We start from the raw sequence: 15,255 nt of genomic DNA, 5'->3' as shown, positions 1-15,255 counted from the left end.
CGATACAAGGGCTGCCCATTTTTTCGCCATAAGGAAGCGCATTTTTAGTTAAAACTGAAAACGCATCCAGGCGAAGTAAACGTTACCGTTGTTATAGGTCCCAGGGATATAGGTCATCTGGAACGTCGCAGGACCATAGCCGATGGAGGCCAGCGGCAGCAGAACCGGCACCGGAATGTACTTCCAGTTATCACGCGCGGTGAAACCTGCCGTATACCCCAGCCCCAGGCGGAAATTATCGTCCGATAACGGACGCCAGGTTTTCTCCCACCCGTAGCCGCCAATCGGTTCCCACTTGTTATAGGAGTCTTTAAACGCCATCAGATACAGGCCGTGCCAGTTCCCTTTCTCATCCCAGCGGGACTGACCAAAACCGGCACCCCATGGGCGCTCGTTGTAGCGATCCGTTTTCTCTTTGTCATAGGCAAAGCGGGCATGCCACGTGATGGCCGGGATATAGAGATCGTAATGCTCCGGCTCGTTCCACGTCTGCGCTACATTATCTTTAAAGGTAGAGAACCACCCTTTCTCGCTTACGTTGTCGCTTGCGCTCGCAACGCAGGCGAAACTTAACTGGCCAAAAATAAAGGCTAATATGATAAAAAACTTATTACGTAAAATCACAATACTATTACCATTCTTAGTATACGAGGCGAAGCTTACCATAGAATAGTTGAACGAAGTCTTAACAGAATCGTCCCTGTTCCTAATTATCTTTCTTCATACTGAGAATATTCTGAGAAAAATCTCAACTCTTCTGAATAACCTCAAAATAGTAATTATTTTTAACGACAATTTAACATCTTACCGTAATCATAAATAACCTCCACTTCATTCCAGCGCGGAAGTGTTATAAGCCTAACCTCGCGAAGAGCCGCGCCAGATCTGGTCTTTCGCTCTCAGCCCTCCGCAGAGTGAAAAGCGAAAAATGCTATAACGCTGATGCCTGCACGTACAATATACCCGTGGCAAAAAGTTATGGAGACATCATATTCACGGCACTCCATAAGCGCGGCGTAATTAATAAACTAAAAAAATAATTCCCGCATTTTTATTCAGGGATTACGAACGTGTTTCACGTTAATGCTGTGATGCATAAATAATATTTGTTGCGTTGCTGCGCCAAACTTTCACTGGTGATAAGAACCGGGATACGTGGGCGAAACGCCCGAAGATAATACAAAACTACCCATTTTCCGGGTGCCAGGGCATATAATAAGTATTCATGCAGTCAATGACGACGAGACAGAAATGCCAGTGCGGTGGCAAAAAAATCGTCGATACTGCCTCAAGTCGTCTCTTTTTTGATTTTAATCAGCAAGGGCAGACCATTAATTCGGCACATTTCATGCTTCTTTTTTATTGATTATTTCACTTTTGGGCAGCAAGGATACAGGGGAAATCATGCTTACGTTTATCGAGCTCCTTATCGGGGTCGTGGTCATCGTCGGTGTAGCGCGCTACATCATTAAAGGGTATTCAGCGACGGGCGTGCTGTTTGTCGGTGGCCTGACGCTGTTGATTATCAGCGCGTTGATGGGCCATCAGGTGCTGCCCGCCAGCGAGGCCAGCACCGGCTATACCGCTACCGATATCGTGGAATATATTAAGATTCTGCTCATGAGCCGCGGCGGCGACCTGGGCATGATGATTATGATGCTGTGTGGTTTCGCTGCCTATATGACCCATATCGGTGCCAACGATATGGTGGTCAAGCTGGCCTCTAAGCCCCTGCAGTACATTAACTCCCCTTACCTGCTGATGGTGGCGGCCTACTTCCTGGCATGCCTGATGTCGCTCGCGGTGTCATCGGCGACCGGGCTTGGCGTGCTGCTGATGGCAACGCTGTTCCCCATTATGGTCAACGTGGGGATCAGCCGTGGTGCAGCCGCGGCTATCTGCGCCTCGCCAGCGGCAATCATTCTCTCCCCAACCTCTGGCGACGTTGTGCTGGCGGCGAAAGCGGCGGAAATGTCGCTCATCGACTTTGCCTTTAAAACAACGCTGCCCATTTCAATTGTGGCTATCGTTGGCATGGGCATCGCACATTTCTTCTGGCAGCGCTATCTCGATAAAAAAGAGAACATTAACCACGAAATGCTGGATGTGAGTGAAATCACCACAACCGCCCCGGCGTTTTACTCCATTCTGCCGTTCACGCCGATTATTGGCGTGCTGATTTTTGACGGCAAATGGGGCCCGCAACTGCACATTATCACCATCCTCGTGATCTGCATGCTGTTAGCCGCCCTGCTGGAGTTCGTGCGCGGCTTCAATACTCAGAAAGTATTCTCCGGCCTTGAAGTGGCGTATCGCGGAATGGCAGATGCCTTTGCCGGGGTTGTGATGCTATTAGTGGCCGCAGGCGTGTTTGCGCAGGGGCTAAGCACCATCGGCTTTATTCAGAGCCTTATCTCCATTGCAACGTCGTTCGGCTCTGCGAGCATTATTCTGATGCTGGTGCTGGTCGTCCTGACCATGCTGGCGGCAATGACCACCGGCTCCGGTAACGCGCCGTTCTATGCATTCGTCGAGATGATCCCAAAACTGGCGCACTCCTCCGGTATCAACCCGGCGTACCTCTCCATTCCGATGCTGCAGGCATCCAACCTGGGGCGCACCATTTCCCCGGTATCCGGCGTCGTGGTTGCGGTGGCCGGGATGGCAAAAATCTCGCCTTTCGAAGTGGTGAAACGTACGTCGGTGCCGGTCCTGGTCGGGCTTATCATCGTGATTATTGCGACAGAGGTACTGGTGCCGGGCGCCGCCTGAGTCTCCTGCCTGTTGCCAAAAAAGCGCCTGCGGGCGCTTTTTATGCTTTAATAACTTCCAGAAATATTTCGTTCTCACCGATCAGGAAATCACATGTTCAGGAAGGATATCGTTATCCCGGCTGGCGCTATGGCGCTCGCACTCTGCGCACTCAGCGCACACGCAGAACCGCTCAAGGCCACACAGTATGGCGATTTCGATCGCTACGTTCTGGCACTCTCCTGGCAAACCGGTTTTTGTCAGAGCATGGCTGAGCGCAACCGCAATGAGCCGGAGGAGTGCCGCCTGCAAAAAGAGAGCGCGAATAAAACCGATTTCCTGACCGTTCACGGGCTATGGCCCGGCTTACCTAAGTCTGTCGCCGCGCGTGGCGTGGACGAACGCCGCTGGATACGTTTCGGCTGCGCCACCCGCCCCATCCCAAACATGCCGGAAGCAAAAGCCAGCCGCAAATGTGCCGCAGCCGAGACAGGGCTTTCATTGTCTGCTGCCGCAAAGCTGAACAGCGTGATGCCCGGCGCGGGCGGCACGTCCTGCCTCGAACGGTATGAGTACGCCCGGCATGGAGTCTGTTTTGGCTTCGATCCCGACGCCTATTTCGGCACCATGGTCCGTATGACCCAGGAGGTCAAAAGCAGTACCCTGGGGACATTCCTCGCCGGGAACTACGGCAAAACCGTTAACCGCAGCGCCTTCGATGATGCAGTGGCCAAAAGCTGGGGCAAAGAGAGCGTGAAGGCGATCAAGCTCACCTGTAATGGCAACCCGGCTTATCTGACGGAAATGCAAATCTCGCTGAACGCCAGCACCATTAACAATCCGCTCGCGGCGGCCTCCTTCGCGCCACGCCCGCATCCCGGTAACTGCGGCAAACAGTTTATTATCGATAAAGTCGGCTACTGACTCCCCTGCCGGGCAGCTTCTGCCTGGCAATTCATTCCTTTCCCTTATATGACGACCCGCGTCACACTTCCTGCTATACGCATCATTTTTCCAGTCATTGCATTATTTATCCGGTAAACAGCGCCAGATCCTCCCCCCCATAATCAAGGCGTTACCTACAGGAGGAATTACACATGGCTAAAAAATTGATTGCACTTTGCGCCTGCCCAATGGGTCTGGCACACACCTTTATGGCAGCTCAGGCGCTGGAAGAAGCGGCGGTGGAAGCGGGCTATGAAGTCAAAATTGAAACGCAGGGCGCGGACGGCATTCAGAACCGCTTAACGGCGCAGGACATTGCCGAAGCTGACATCATTATCCACGCCATCGCCATTACGCCGGAAGACAACGAACGCTTTGAAACGCGCGACGTTTACGAAATTACGCTTCAGGACGCCATCAAAAATGCGGCTGGCACCCTGAAAGAGATCGAAGCGTTGATTGCTGCAGAACAACAATAATCCTCAACCTCAGGGGTTTTCGTCATGGCAATTAAAAAACGCAGTGCGGTGCGCCCGGTAGAGGGCGATACGCTCGCCATCAAGCCGGCGCCCGTCGCGGCAGGCAATATGTTCTGGAAAGAGCTGCCTCAGCACATTATGTCGGGCATTTCCCGCATGGTGCCAACGCTCATCATGGGCGGGGTGATCCTCGCTATTTCGCAGCTGATCGCCTACGTCTGGCTGGAGATCCCGCCAGACACCGGTATTCTTGACGCGCTTAACTCGGGCAAATTCACCGGGTTTAACCTGTCGGTGCTGAAATTCGGCTATCTGACTGAGTCCTTTGGCGGGCTGCTGTTTAGCTTCGCCATCCCGATGTTCGCCGCGTTCGTCGCCAACTCCATCGGCGGCAAACTGGCCTTCCCGGCCGGGTTTATCGGCGGTCTTGTCGCCACCCAGCCTACGCTGGTGCTGAATTTCGATCCTGAAAAACTCACCTGGCTTGCCACCAAACCGGTGCCGTCGACCTTTATCGGCGCGCTGATTATCGCCATTGCCGCAGGCTACCTGGTGAAATGGCTGAACACCCGCATCAATCTTCCGCAGTATTTGCTGGCGTTCAAAAGCACCTTCCTGATCCCGATTCTCTCCGCCCTGTTTGTGATGCTGGCGATGTATTACGTCATCACCCCGATTGGCGGCTGGCTCAACGCCGGGATGCGCACCCTGCTTCTCGCCGCCGGTGAAGCAGGCTCGATGATGTATGCCATCGGTATGGCTGCGGCCACGGCGATTGACCTTGGCGGTCCGATCAACAAAGCGGCCGGGTTCGTCGGGCTGGGGCTGACGACCGATCACGTTTTGCCGATAACCTCCCGCGCGGTGGCGATCGTTATCCCACCGATTGGTCTGGGGCTGGCAACGCTGATTGACCGCCGCCTGACCGGCAAACGCCTGTTTAGCCCACAGCTTTATCCGCAGGGCAAAACCGCCATGTTCCTCGCTTTTATGGGGATCAGCGAAGGGGCAATCCCGTTCCTGCTGGAAAACCCGCTCGCGACGCTGCCAGCGTACATGATCGGTGCCATAGCGGGCGCGATGACCGCCACCGCCCTGGGTGCCGTGCAGTGGTTCCCGGAATCTGCCATCTGGGCATGGCCGCTGGTGACCAATCTGGGGGCATATATGCTCAGCATTCTGGTCGGCGCGGTCATTACGGCCCTGCTGGTGGTGACTATCCGTAACCACATGCATAAACGCGGAAAACTCTCCGTCGATACGCTGTAACGGGATAACGAGATGGATTTACTCACAACGCTTCGCCACTGGCTAAAGGCCGAAAAGCTGGATGGCGTGCTGATTGCCTCACGGCAGAACAAACAGCCCCATCTGGGCTTGTCCACCGGTTCGGGCTATGTGCTGGTTACGCGAACCGCCGCGCATATTCTGGTGGATTTTCGCTACTACCACGACATCGCCTCACGCGCGGAAGGCTACCGGATGCACTTGCTTGATGCGGAGCATTCGTTTGCCGGGGTGGTGAACCAGCTGATTGCCGACGAAGGGCTTTCGCGGCTGGGCTTTGAAGGCGAACACGTCAGCTGGCACACCGCCTGCCAGTGGCGCGACGCGCTGAATGCGACGCTGTGCGGCATCTCTCTCGACGCCCTGCGACAGATTAAAACCGCGGACGAAATCGCCCGGATCCGCGCGGCGTGCCGCATCGCCGACGACGCCGCGCATCATATCCGCCGCTTCATCCAGCCGGGGATGCGCGAGCGCGAGGTCGCCGCCGAGCTGGAGTGGTTTATGAAGCAGCAGGGCGCAGATAAGCCCTCCTTCGATACTATCATTGCCAGCGGGCCACGCGGCGCAATGCCGCACGGCAAAGCCTCCGATAAGATCATCGACGCGGGCGAAATGGTCACCCTCGATTTTGGCGCCCAACACCAGGGATATTGTTCGGATATGACGAGGACCTTCCTTGTCGCCAGACAAGGCCAGACACCCGACGCGCATCCGCTCTACGCGGTTTACCAGACCGTGCTGGCGGCGCAGCTCGCGGCCATCAACGCCATTCGTCCCGGCGTCCCCTGCCACTCGGTGGATGCAGCTGCCCGGGAGACAATCGCACGCGCAGGTTACGGCCCGCAGTTCGGTCACAACACCGGGCACGCTATCGGTATTGATGTCCATGAAAATCCGCGATTTTCCCCCACAGACGCCACGCTGCTCAAACCCGGCATGCTCCTGACCGTGGAGCCTGGCATCTACCTTGACGGTGTGGGCGGCGTGCGGATTGAAGACGTGGTGCTGGTCACGCACACCGGGGCCGAGGTGCTCTACACCATGGACAAAACGCTACTGATGACGGGAGAACACTGATGGACAAGGAATTACTGCGCGCGTTAAGCGAAGCCGATGCCATTGCCGCGTCGGAGCAAGAGGTGCGCGACATCCTGATTAACGAAGCACACCGCTATCACAAAGACGTTCAGTTCGACGGCCTCGGCTCGGTGCTCATTCGTGTGAATCAGAGCAACGGGCCAAAGGTGATGATTTGCGCCCACATGGACGAAGTCGGTTTTATCGTACGCAGTATTTCGCGTGAAGGAGCCATCGATGTCCTGCCGATTGGCAACGTCCGCATGATGGCCCGCACGCTTCAGCCCGTGCGCATCACCACCCGCAACGGGCTAAAAATCCCGGGCCTGCTGGACGGCGATCTGAAAGGTGAAACCGTAGACAACCTGCGCGTGGATATTGGCGCAACCTCAGCCGAGGAGGTCTACGCTGCGGGCATAGATGCGGGCGACCGCGTGACGTTCGATACGCCTTTCCAGACGCTTCCCCATAACCGGGTGATGGGAAAAGCCTTCGACGATCGCCTCGGGTGCTATCTGCTGATCACCCTGCTGCGCGAGTTGCATCAGGCCCCGCTCGACTGTGAACTGTGGCTGGTAGCCAGTTCCAGCGAAGAGGTTGGGCTTCGCGGAGGGCGCACCGCAGCCCAGGCCATTCAACCTGATATTGCGCTGGTCCTTGATACCGCCTGCTGGTCGAAAAACTTTGACTACGGTAACGCGAACCACCGTCAAATCGGTGCTGGCCCGATGCTGGTGCTGTACGACAAAACGCTTATCGCCCCACCGAAACTGACCGCGTTTATTGAATCGGTAGCGCGTCCGCTGGGGATCCCGCTGCAAAAAGATATGTTCAGCAACGGCGGCACCGACGGCGGCGCCATTCACCTGTCCGGGACGGGCGTTCCCGCGGTGGTGTTAGGCCCGCCAACCCGACACGGGCACTGCGCGGCCTCGATCGCCGACGAAAAAGACATTAACCAAACTCATCAACTGCTTGTCGCCCTGGTGGCGTGTATGAATCGTGAGACCGTGGCTCACCTGACGGACTTCAGGTGCTGATCTCACGCGTTAAGGAGAGCGTATGATTTCTATTGAATTTTCCTGCCCGCTGCCCAACGGCCTGCACGCCCGTCCGGCGTGGGCGCTTAAAGAGCAGTGCAGCGTCTGGCGCAGCGATATCCGTTTTATCAATAACCGGCTTAACACCCAGGCGGATGCCAAAAGCTCGCTGGCGCTGATCAGCACCGGCACGCTGTTTAACGACAGCTGCGTGCTCGAAATCAGCGGCAGCGACGAAGAGCAGGCCAGACGCGTGCTTGAACAGTATGTAAACACGTCGTTCATCGACAGCGACAGCATTCCGTCAGGGGATGCGCCGCACGTCGCACATCCTCTGCCCCGTTCGCTGATGCGGCTTAATCCGCAGCTGCAGCACGCCATTACGCTTGCCAGCGGCATCGGTAGCGGAACGCTGCGGGCCTGGCAGAGTGATAATCTCCATCGCTATCGTCAGATACCGGCCTCGCCGGAGGATATCACCCGTCTGGAGCACAGCCTCGCCACGCTGGCGGAGCAGCTTAACCAGCGCCTGCGCGGGCTGGGGGGTGAAAGTAAAACCATTATCAGCGCCCACCTGTCGCTGATTCAGGACGATGAGTTTGGCGGCAATATTCGCCGTCTGATCGGCGAAGAACGGCTGAGCCTTGCAGAGGCGATCATTGGCAACATGGAGCAGATTTGCGACAAGCTCTCCCATTCGGCCAGCGATTACCTTCGCGAGCGCGTCAGCGACATCCGTGATATCAGCGAACAACTGCTGAGCATTACCTGGCCTGAGCTTCAGCAAGCGTCCGTATTTACGCTGGATGCGCCCACGATTCTGATGGCGGAAGATTTAACCCCGAGCCAGTTTTTAAGCCTTGATACCCGCTATCTGAAAGGCATGGTGCTGGAAAAAACCGGGCGAACGTCGCATACCCTGATCCTGGCCCGCGCCGCTTCCATTCCGGTACTCAGCGGGGTAACCATTTCCTCCCTGGCACCGTTTACCGGCGACGAGGTCATTCTTGACGGCGTGTGCAGCGTACTGGTGGTGAAGCCTGATGAGGCGGTGAATCACTACTACAGCGTGGCGCAGCGGCTTGCCGATAAACGCCACCAGCAGCAGCTCAAAGACGCCGGGCGTCCTGCGCTGACCCGGGATAATGTTGCCGTGGATATTGCCGCCAATATCGGCAGCGCCCTGGAAGCCCCCGGCGCGTTCGCCTGTGGCGCGCAGGGCGTTGGGCTGTTCCGTACCGAAATGCTCTACATGGATCGCGATACCGCCCCGGATGAGCAGGAACAGTTTGAAGCCTATCAGCAGGTGCTGCTCTCGGCTCAGGGTAAACCGGTGATCTTCCGCACCATGGATATCGGCGGCGATAAACAGATCCCGTATCTCAATATCCCGCAGGAGGAGAACCCCTTCCTCGGCTATCGTGCGGTACGCATCTACCCTGAATTTGCTCACCTGTTCCGTACCCAGCTGCGGGCGATTTTACGCGCAGGCGCCAGCGGAAATGCCCTGCTGATGATCCCCATGGTCCATAGCCTCGATCAAATTCTGTGGGTGAAACAAGAGCTGCAAAACGTCCGCGAGGAGCTGACGTCACAGGGGCTGCGTCACACCCCGGACCTGCCGCTGGGCATCATGGTGGAAGTCCCGTCCGTCTGCTTTATCATCGATCACTTCTGCGACGAGGTGGATTTTTTCAGTATTGGCTCAAACGACATGACCCAGTACCTCTACGCCGTCGACCGAAATAACCCGCGCGTCTCGCCGCTGTATAACCCGATCACGCCGTCATTTTTACGCATGGTGCGCCAGATCGTCACCGCTGCCCATCGCCACGGAAAATGGGTTGGGATCTGCGGCGAACTCGGCGGCGAACGTCGTTATCTGCCTCTGCTTCTGGGGTTGGGCATCGATGAATTTAGCATGAGCGGGCCGCGCATCCCTGACGTGAAAACGTTGCTCCGCCAGCTTGAGCTAAGCGCGTGTCAGACCCTGGCAGAACGCGCCTGCGAGTGCCGCAGCGCAGAGGAGATCGAAGCGCTTCTGGCGGAGTTCACCCCTGAAGAACCGCCGCGTCCACTGCTGGCGCAGGAGACAATCGTCTTCAACGAACCGCTGGCGTCCAAAGAGCAGGTGCTGCAATTTTTATGCGGCAATCTGGCGATCCACGGACGCACAGAACACCCGCTCGAGCTTGAAGAAGATCTCTGGCAACGGGAGGAGATTGTCACCACCGCCGTCGGGTTTGGGGTGGCGATCCCGCATACCAAATCCCAGTGGATACGCCACTCCAGCATTAGCATTGCCCGTCTGGAGAAGCCGATTGACTGGGAATCGGATATGGGAGAGGTCGAGCTGGTGATCATGCTGACGCTGGGTGCTCAGGAAGGAAACAACCACGTCAAGGTCTTCTCTCAGCTGGCCAGAAAACTGGTCAACAAGGCGTTTCGCGCGTCGCTTTTTGCGGCCGACTCGCCGCAAAGTATGCTTGACCTGCTCAATGCTGAAATCACCTTCTGACCGCTACTGAAATCGCGTGCGGTACTCCCCCGGCGTCAGGCCAAACTGACGCCGGAACAGACGGCAAAAATAGTCGCTGTCGGGATAGCCGCAGCGCTTCGCCACTTCCCCCACCGGCAGGTGATATTTTTGCAGGATCGTCCGCGCTTTTCCCATACGCACCCAGCGAACATAGTCCACAAAACTCATGGTGCCCTGCTGCGAAAACAGGCGCGAGAGATGGTTGGGCGAGATGTTAAACAGAGCGGCAACGCTTTCACGGGTCAGCGCCCCCGCATAGTTGACCTGGATCCAGCTGCAGATGCTTTGATAGAGAAAATCGCCGCGCGACATCCCCGGCTCAGGCAGTGAAGAGACCCGTTTACGGCACCAGTTCAGCAGGCTCAGCACCAGCGGCTGGATAATATCCTGGTCCTGCGGGGAGGCACTGAGATGGGTCAGCGCCGTCAGCATGGCCGCACACTCCCCCCTTTCCGGATGCGGAAGCTCCACTTTTCGCTGCGGCTCAACGGCCTGTCCGCTCCGGGCATCCTGAAATGCCAGCCCAAGCCACGACGGGGCAAAAATGATGCTCAGCATCATAACTGGCCGGGCAAACGTTGGCGAACAGACGGTGCGCGACGGGAGAAACAGCATCTCCCCCTGGCGAATCGCTTTTTGCTCGGCAATGAGCAGGTTGCCGTACTCGCCGCGCAACACCACATCGAGCCGCGGCCATTCGAGGGCCACTGTCCCGGACGAGGTGGATGACGGGCGGTGAGCAAACCAGACGCGTCCAAGCTGCTGGGGATTGAGGACCAGCCCGCTAAACAGGTCGGCAAAGAACTGTTGATCGGCAGGCAGGCTGTTATCGCGCATCCGGGCGAACCAGGTCGAAGCGATGGGTATCGCTGATTGCGTAATAGGCCGTTGGCCCGCCCGCGCGCAGGATCGGCTGCGCTTTCGCCGTCTGGTAAATTCCCTCCTCCAGCAGCGTTTCGGCAATATGCACCCCGACCACTTCGCCTAGCACTAGCCAGGTGTCAATCGGCGTACCGTCGGCCCCCGTGAGCTGTATACACTGCGACAGGCGACACTCAAAGTTGACCGGACTTTCCGCCACGCGCGGCGCGCTGACAAGCTGGCTGGCGGCTGGCGTCAACCCGGCAAACGCAAATTCATCCTCGCCGGGCGAAAGCGTCGCGGACGTTTCATTCATCGCTTCGGCCAGACTGCGCGTTGCCAGGTTCCAGACGAACTCACCCGTTTCGGTAATATTGCGAACGCTGTCTTTCCAGCCATTGCTGGAAAAACCAATGATCGGCGGACGATAGTTAAAGCAGTTAAAGAAGCTGTAAGGGGCAAGGTTTCGCTGACCGGCGCGGTCGCACGACGCGATCCAGCCGATCGGACGCGGACCAATAATGGCATTCAACGGGTCATGCGGCAGGCCGTGCCCCTGAGAAGGTTGATAAAAATACATGAGGCTCTCTCACTGGTGGGGCAGATACGAATGACGCTTCGCTCAGTGCCCTGATTCAGGACACTCAGCGTAACGCAATCCGCACGAAATTAGGACTGAATAAATTTCAGCAAATCGTCATTAATCTGATGCTTATGAGTGGTGCAAATGCCGTGAGAGCCGCCGGCGTACACCTTAAGCTCCGCGTTCGGCAGGGTCTCGGCAGCCACGCGCCCGCAGGTGTCGATCGGCACAATTTGATCGTCATCGCCGTGGATCACCAGCGTAGGGATGGTCATCTTCTTCAGATCTTCGCGCAGGTCCGTCTCCGAGAAGGCTTTCACGCAGTCGTACAGCGCCTTGATCGACCCCTGAAGCCCCTGCTCCACAAAACTTTCACGTACCGCTTTAGACTCTTTTGCGCCCGGGCGGTTGTAGCCATAAAACGCAGCGGTCAGCTCGTAGAAGAAGGCCGCCCGATCGTTTACCACCCCTTCGCGAATACCATCAAAGACCTCTTTTGGCACGCCGTCCGGGTTAAAATCGGTTTTGATCATAATCGGCGTCACGGCCCCAATCAGCACCGCTTTAGCGACGCGATCGGTGCCGTGGCGGCCGATATAGCGCGCCACTTCCCCACCGCCTGTCGAATGCCCAACGTGCACCGCCTCTTTCAGGTTAAGGTGCGCGGTCAGCTCGGCCAAATCGTCCGCGTACTGATCCATCGTATGCCCGTCCCACGGCTGCGCCGAGCGCCCGTGACCACGGCGGTCGTGGGCAATAACGCGAAATCCTTTCGACCCCAGATACAACATTTGATCTTCAAAGGCATCGGCGGTTAACGGCCAGCCGTGGCTGAAAACAATCGGCTGCCCGCTGCCCCAGTCCTTAAAATGCAAATAACTGCCGTCTTTCAGGGTAAGTTTGTCGTAATTGCTCATGAAATCTCCTGACAGGAAACACGGAAGGCGGATAGTCGCCCACAAAGGGCGCTTAAAAAGAATAATGCAAATTGGCAAGGCAGCACGTTTTTCGCCAAAAATTCATATGGCGTATGAATGTGACCTTCATCACTTCAAACTTGCGTCTTCAGCCAGTATCATCAGGAGAGTTAAACCCTCGCTGCCAGACGGCGAGGGTTTTCTTTTGGATTGGTTTCTGCGTAACACGCAGCATTCACGACATGGAGTAAGAAATGTCCAGACCTAAAATTATCATTAATGAGCTCGACGCAGAACGTATCGACCGCCTTCTGGAAAAACCAGAATACGCCTCACTCCCGGTTGCCGACGCCCTCAACGAGGAGCTTGATCGCGCGCAGATGTGTACGCCTGAGTCCATGCCGCATGACGTAGTGACGATGAACAGCCAGGTGACGTTCCGCAACCTGACCACCGGTGAAGAACTGACCCGTACGCTGGTCTACCCGGCGCAGATGACCGACAGCGCCACGCAGCTTTCGGTTCTGGCCCCCGTCGGCGCGGCGCTGCTGGGTCTGCGTACCGGTGATACCATTCACTGGGACCTTCCGGGCGGTGCGTCTACCCATCTGGAAGTGCTCGCCCTGCTCTACCAGCCAGAAGCCGTCGGTGATTACCTGCGTTAATCCCTTCTGAACAAGCGCCTGTTCGCTTTGCACAGAGGATGCCAGGCATCCTCTTTCCGCTTTTTACGCATTTCACCCAAACGTCCTATATCGCCGAAAAACGCCTTCATCCACGCTTAATCTGTTTGCGTCGCGCGGAAACGCTTATGGGTGAAATAGCGTCCATCACACTGGTTTATTTGGTTTTTTTGGCGGTCATCGTCATGGCCGTGCTTTACCTGGAACGTCACTGGTAAGCGAGCCGGGTTAAACGACCCCGCCGGGAAAGGCGTTCACCAGCCCTTTCACCTTCTGCTCTGCCGCCTCCGGCGTGTCTGCGCCAGGCACCAGGATAACCTTCCGGCACTCCTCTTCGCGTTTTTCGAAAATTTTGTAGGCACGTTCGGCATCGGTCAGCGGCAGATAGTGCGTCACAATCTCTTCCGGGGTAAGCAGCCCCTGTTCAATAAGCGGCAGTAGCTCGCCCAGCCAGGCATGGACGTGCGTCTGGCCCATTTTGAACGTAATGCCCTTATCGAAGGCATCGCCAAACAGGAAGCCGTGAATAAACCCGGCATACACCCCGGGTACGCTCACCACGCCGCCACGACGCACTGCGGCAATGCACTGGCGCAACGCTTTACCACTGCTTCCCTCAATTTTGAGGTTGCTCAGGATAGTTTCCGTGGTGCTGCCCTTCGCTTCAAAGCCGACAGCATCAATCACCGCATCCACGCCGCGCTGGCCCGCCGTCTGTTCGATGATTTTCTCCGCCGCATCGTTGTCGTCGTCGAAGTTGATCGGGATGGCGCCGTAACGTTCTTGCGCAAACCGCAGGCGGTACGGGTGATGGTCCACCACAAAGATTTGCTCAGCGCCTGCCAGCCGCGCGCAGGCAATGGTGAGAAGACCGACCGGCCCCGCCCCGAAAACGGCAACGCTTGAACCTTTACCCACCTGCGCGTTTTTCACCGCCTGCCAGGCGGTAGGCAAAATGTCAGACAGGAAAAGCGCTTTGTCGTCGGAGAGCAGCTGCGGCACTTTAAACGGCCCCACGTTGCCTTTCGGCACGCGCACGTACTCCGCCTGCCCGCCCGGCACGCCGCCATAAAGATGGCTGTAGCCAAACAGCGCGGCGGGTGCGGGGATTTGCTTTTTGTTCAGCGCAGCGCCCTGCCCGGCGTTGGTTTTTTCGCAGGCGGCGTACTGGTGCATCTGGCAAAAGAAGCAGTCGCCACAGGCAATGACAAAGGGGATCACCACGCGGTCGCCCTTCTGAAGGTTCTTCACGTCCCGCCCGCTTTCAACCACTTCGCCCATAAATTCATGACCAAAGATATCGCCATGTTCCACTTTGGGGATCTTCCCGCGATAGAGATGCAGATCAGAGCCGCAGATGGCGGTGGCCGTCACGCGCAGGATGATATCGTCAGGCTGCTCAATGACAGGATCGGGTACATTCTCAACGCGAACATTGTGCGGACCGTGATACGTCAATGCCTTCATACGACCTCCGAAAGGATGTGGGTAAGCTACTAAAAGGGTAGCTACCTCTCGGGCGTACCCCCGAAATCCGCACCTTTTGAGATTTATCCTGGTGATATAAAAAAGTGCTGTTGAGGTTACAGAAAGCATAACTATTTTATGGTTGAATGATTTCAGCGTTAATAAACAAGGAGAAACGGGTATGTATCAGACAATCATTATGCCGGTTGATGTTTTTGAGATGGAGCTAAGCGACAAAGCCGTTCGCCACGCCGAGTTCCTGGCGCAGCAGGACGGGATTATTCACCTTTTGCACGTATTGCCCGGCTCGGCGAGCCTGAGTTTGCACCGCTTTGCCGCCGACGTGCGTCGCTTTGAGGAACACTTACAGCACGAGGCCGAAACGCGGCTGCAGACCATGGTCGGGCACTTCAGCATCGATCCCTCCCGCATCAAAACCCACGTCAGGTTTGGCAGCGTGCGTGATGTGGTTAACGAGCTGGCCGACGAACTGAAGGCTGACGTAGTAGTGATCGGCTCACGCAATCCTTCGATTACCACGCACCTGCTGGGGTCCAACGCCTCAAGCGTGATCCGCCACACCCATATCCCGGTGATGGTGGTGCGCTAAACGCCCGTAAAAA

The 15,255-nt window shown here is 56.7% G+C and carries 14 protein-coding genes; 9 read left to right on the top strand and 5 right to left on the bottom strand.

Annotated elements, in window-relative coordinates; all coding sequences use genetic code 11:
- Window positions 1-48: 48 nt before the first annotated feature.
- Complete coding sequence (gene pagP / locus QLG21_RS18975; protein ID WP_348994649.1) at window positions 49-624, bottom strand: lipid IV(A) palmitoyltransferase PagP; 576 nt, start codon at window positions 622-624, stop codon at window positions 49-51.
- Window positions 625-1,404: 780 nt separating this feature from the next.
- Between pagP and dcuC the strand changes: the two genes are divergently transcribed.
- The 7 genes from dcuC to ptsP all read left to right on the top strand — a co-directional run bounded on the left by dcuC (window position 1,405) and on the right by ptsP (window position 10,100).
- Window positions 1,405-2,772, top strand: a complete 1,368-nt coding sequence (dcuC, locus tag QLG21_RS18970; RefSeq protein WP_137849079.1) for an anaerobic C4-dicarboxylate transporter DcuC — start codon at window positions 1,405-1,407, stop codon at window positions 2,770-2,772.
- A 93-nt stretch (window positions 2,773-2,865) separates the two neighbouring features.
- The gene (gene rna, locus QLG21_RS18965; protein WP_282484990.1) at window positions 2,866-3,675 is read left to right on the top strand and encodes a ribonuclease I; all 810 of its coding nucleotides are present in this window, start codon (window positions 2,866-2,868) and stop codon (window positions 3,673-3,675) included.
- A 173-nt stretch (window positions 3,676-3,848) separates the two neighbouring features.
- The gene (locus QLG21_RS18960) at window positions 3,849-4,175 is read left to right on the top strand and encodes a fructose PTS transporter subunit IIB (protein ID WP_282484989.1); all 327 of its coding nucleotides are present in this window, start codon (window positions 3,849-3,851) and stop codon (window positions 4,173-4,175) included.
- Window positions 4,176-4,199: 24 nt separating this feature from the next.
- Window positions 4,200-5,444, top strand: coding sequence for a PTS fructose transporter subunit IIC (locus QLG21_RS18955; RefSeq protein ID WP_282484988.1), 1,245 nt, complete (start codon window positions 4,200-4,202; stop codon window positions 5,442-5,444).
- 12 nt (window positions 5,445-5,456) lie between these two features.
- Entirely contained in the window at window positions 5,457-6,542 is a 1,086-nt protein-coding gene (ypdF, locus tag QLG21_RS18950) for an aminopeptidase (protein ID WP_282484987.1), read from the top strand.
- A complete protein-coding gene (ypdE, locus tag QLG21_RS18945; RefSeq protein WP_058610650.1) occupies window positions 6,542-7,582 on the top strand; it encodes an aminopeptidase in 1,041 nt (346 codons plus the stop codon). Before ypdF ends, ypdE begins: the two co-directional genes overlap by 1 nt.
- A gap of 22 nt (window positions 7,583-7,604) precedes the next feature.
- Window positions 7,605-10,100: a phosphoenolpyruvate--protein phosphotransferase gene (gene ptsP / locus QLG21_RS18940; RefSeq protein WP_101738064.1), complete on the top strand. Its 2,496-nt coding sequence runs from the start codon at window positions 7,605-7,607 to the stop codon at window positions 10,098-10,100.
- A gap of 3 nt (window positions 10,101-10,103) precedes the next feature.
- Here ptsP and QLG21_RS18935 read toward each other — a convergent pair whose 3' ends face one another.
- From QLG21_RS18935 to QLG21_RS18925, 3 genes are all read right to left on the bottom strand, one after another.
- Window positions 10,104-10,958, bottom strand: coding sequence for an AraC family transcriptional regulator (locus tag QLG21_RS18935; RefSeq protein WP_282484986.1), 855 nt, complete (start codon window positions 10,956-10,958; stop codon window positions 10,104-10,106).
- Window positions 10,948-11,562: a flavin reductase family protein gene (locus QLG21_RS18930; protein ID WP_006177115.1), complete on the bottom strand. Its 615-nt coding sequence runs from the start codon at window positions 11,560-11,562 to the stop codon at window positions 10,948-10,950. The genes QLG21_RS18935 and QLG21_RS18930 overlap by 11 nt, the downstream gene beginning before the upstream one ends.
- A gap of 89 nt (window positions 11,563-11,651) precedes the next feature.
- Window positions 11,652-12,482 carry an alpha/beta hydrolase gene (locus QLG21_RS18925; protein WP_282484985.1) on the bottom strand — a complete coding sequence of 277 codons (831 nt, stop codon included), beginning with the start codon at window positions 12,480-12,482 and terminating at the stop codon, window positions 11,652-11,654.
- A gap of 254 nt (window positions 12,483-12,736) precedes the next feature.
- Here QLG21_RS18925 and rnk point away from each other — a divergent pair, with 254 nt between their 5' ends.
- Complete coding sequence (gene rnk / locus QLG21_RS18920; RefSeq protein ID WP_282484984.1) at window positions 12,737-13,147, top strand: nucleoside diphosphate kinase regulator; 411 nt, start codon at window positions 12,737-12,739, stop codon at window positions 13,145-13,147.
- Between the two features lie 246 nt (window positions 13,148-13,393).
- Here the strand turns inward: rnk and QLG21_RS18915 are convergent, their stop codons facing one another.
- Window positions 13,394-14,632, bottom strand: coding sequence for a zinc-dependent alcohol dehydrogenase (locus QLG21_RS18915; RefSeq protein ID WP_006177110.1), 1,239 nt, complete (start codon window positions 14,630-14,632; stop codon window positions 13,394-13,396).
- A gap of 181 nt (window positions 14,633-14,813) precedes the next feature.
- Between QLG21_RS18915 and uspG the strand changes: the two genes are divergently transcribed.
- Complete coding sequence (gene uspG, locus QLG21_RS18910; RefSeq protein WP_088207699.1) at window positions 14,814-15,242, top strand: universal stress protein UspG; 429 nt, start codon at window positions 14,814-14,816, stop codon at window positions 15,240-15,242.
- Window positions 15,243-15,255: the final 13 nt, after the last annotated feature.

This window comes from Enterobacter sp. V87_3 (assembly GCF_029967835.1).
GTDB classification, from domain to species: domain Bacteria; phylum Pseudomonadota; class Gammaproteobacteria; order Enterobacterales; family Enterobacteriaceae; genus Enterobacter; species Enterobacter cancerogenus.
The sequence above is the reverse complement of the archived record's forward strand: the minus strand, read 5'-3'. Positions and strand labels throughout refer to the sequence as shown.

Excerpts from the sequence above, each read along its gene's own strand:
- QLG21_RS18955 (WP_282484988.1), top strand. The coding sequence starts at position 4,200 with ATGGCAATTAAAAAACGCAGTGCGGTGCGCCCGGTAGAGGGCGATACG.
- dcuC (WP_137849079.1), top strand. The coding sequence starts at position 1,405 with ATGCTTACGTTTATCGAGCTCCTTATCGGGGTCGTGGTCATCGTCGGT.
- QLG21_RS18925 (WP_282484985.1), bottom strand. The coding sequence starts at position 12,482 with ATGAGCAATTACGACAAACTTACCCTGAAAGACGGCAGTTATTTGCAT.
- rna (WP_282484990.1), top strand. The coding sequence starts at position 2,866 with ATGTTCAGGAAGGATATCGTTATCCCGGCTGGCGCTATGGCGCTCGCA.
- ypdE (WP_058610650.1), top strand. The coding sequence starts at position 6,542 with ATGGACAAGGAATTACTGCGCGCGTTAAGCGAAGCCGATGCCATTGCC.
- ptsP (WP_101738064.1), top strand. The coding sequence starts at position 7,605 with ATGATTTCTATTGAATTTTCCTGCCCGCTGCCCAACGGCCTGCACGCC.
- QLG21_RS18960 (WP_282484989.1), top strand. The coding sequence starts at position 3,849 with ATGGCTAAAAAATTGATTGCACTTTGCGCCTGCCCAATGGGTCTGGCA.
- rnk (WP_282484984.1), top strand. The coding sequence starts at position 12,737 with ATGTCCAGACCTAAAATTATCATTAATGAGCTCGACGCAGAACGTATC.
- QLG21_RS18915 (WP_006177110.1), bottom strand. The coding sequence starts at position 14,632 with ATGAAGGCATTGACGTATCACGGTCCGCACAATGTTCGCGTTGAGAAT.
- QLG21_RS18935 (WP_282484986.1), bottom strand. The coding sequence starts at position 10,958 with ATGCGCGATAACAGCCTGCCTGCCGATCAACAGTTCTTTGCCGACCTG.
- uspG (WP_088207699.1), top strand. The coding sequence starts at position 14,814 with ATGTATCAGACAATCATTATGCCGGTTGATGTTTTTGAGATGGAGCTA.
- QLG21_RS18930 (WP_006177115.1), bottom strand. The coding sequence starts at position 11,562 with ATGTATTTTTATCAACCTTCTCAGGGGCACGGCCTGCCGCATGACCCG.
- ypdF (WP_282484987.1), top strand. The coding sequence starts at position 5,457 with ATGGATTTACTCACAACGCTTCGCCACTGGCTAAAGGCCGAAAAGCTG.